Here is a 1557-nt window from a genome sequence, read left to right as displayed (position 1 = left end):
ATCTCCACCAAACATTCCGCTCAATTTATCTTTTACATTGTCAAAAACATCTTCAGCTTTATCGGCTGCATTTTTTGCAAAGGCTTCAATTTTTTCGCCAGCCTGGCCGGGTATTACATCACTAATTTTATCCATCATGCTCGGTGCTTCTGCAGCGGGTGCAGCTGCGGCAACGCTTTCAGGAGTAGCAGCAAACATATTGTCAACAGCACCACCCAGCATGGGAAATTTTTCTTTTACAAACTCTTTAATGGTTTCAAGGCTTTTAGCAGCCTGCTCCGTAGTAATACCAGCTTTAGCGGTAAGGCGGTTAATTAATTCCTGCATAATTTTTGGTTTTAAATTTTGATGTACAAAGATGATGTGTTTTTTAATAAATTAGTTGCACCACAAGTAAAGCTAATGTTAAATAGATTACGGACGATAGACCAAAGACCACAGATTGCTATGAGAGGTTAGCGGTTATAACAAAAAGGAGTAGATATTCAGGCTCCAAATCCGTCGTCTGTGGTCCGTCGGCTATTCTGTATCATACCTGTCCACCCTTTCAATGCCCGGCAGTGCCACTAATCGCTCTACTAATTCATCCAGCTCATCTTTATCATGCACAAATATTTTTATGTTGCCTTTAAATATGCCTTCGGCAGCCTCAATGGTCATTGCCGAAATATTAAATTTCATTTCGCCACTGATGAGGTTAGTAATTTTATGGATAACACCCACATCATCTACACCAATTATTTTCAACCCGGTTAAAAAAGATATTTCTTTATTTTTTGCCCATTTAGTTTTTACCACACGGTGACCGTAAGTAGATAATAACCGTGTGGCATTAGGGCAATTGGTTCGGTGAATTTTTAATCCTTCGCCGGTGGTTACAAAGCCAAACACATCATCGCCGGGTATAGGTTTGCAGCAGTTGGCTAAAGTATATTGAATTTTATCGCTGCTTTCGCCAAAAATAATAAGCTCGGCATCCTTATCTTTTTTAGTATGCAGTTTGGTGTGTGTGTCAGTATCATGTTTTTCTTCCTGCTCATGTTTTACAGGTTTGGGTAAAAATAACCTGTCGCCGGATGCCGTAAAATCTTTTAACTCTTTTAAGTCAATTTTTTTTATGGCAATTTCATATAAAAGATCAAGCGAAGAATTGAGTTTGTAAAACGAAGCCAGTTCTTCCATGTTATGCTGCGTCATCATACCGCCAATGGCTTCTAATTTTTTTTGTAAGATGTATTTACCATCTTCTGCAACTTTTCTTTTTTCTTCTTTTAAAGTATCTTTAATTTTTGTTTTGGCTTTGGTGGTTACCACAAGGTTCAGCCACTCCTGATTGGGCTTTTGTTTGGCACTGGTAATAATTTCTATCTGGTCGCCGCTGCGTAGTTTAGTGCCTATCGGCACCAATTTATGATTCACTTTTGCACCAATGCACCTGCTGCCCACTGCAGTGTGTACACTAAAAGCAAAGTCAAGTGCTGTTGCGCCTGTAGGCAACATCCTTATTTCTCCTTTAGGTGTATATACATAAATTTCCTCTGCAAGAAAAGAGGTTTT

General features: G+C 39.0%; 2 protein-coding genes. Both read right to left on the bottom strand.

The features are described from left to right. The coding region (locus tag ACY65O_RS11810) for a hypothetical protein (RefSeq protein WP_462221056.1) at positions 1-327 on the bottom strand (327 nt) is incomplete at its 3' end. 192 nt (positions 328-519) lie between these two features. Beyond that, positions 520-1557: TGS domain-containing protein (locus ACY65O_RS11805; protein ID WP_462221055.1), on the bottom strand; the 1038-nt coding region annotated here is incomplete at its 5' end.

The organism is Ferruginibacter sp. (assembly GCF_031430955.1).
In the GTDB taxonomy this organism is placed as follows: Bacteria; Bacteroidota; Bacteroidia; order Chitinophagales; family Chitinophagaceae; genus Ferruginibacter.
This window is presented reverse-complemented; position numbering and strand designations above follow the sequence as displayed.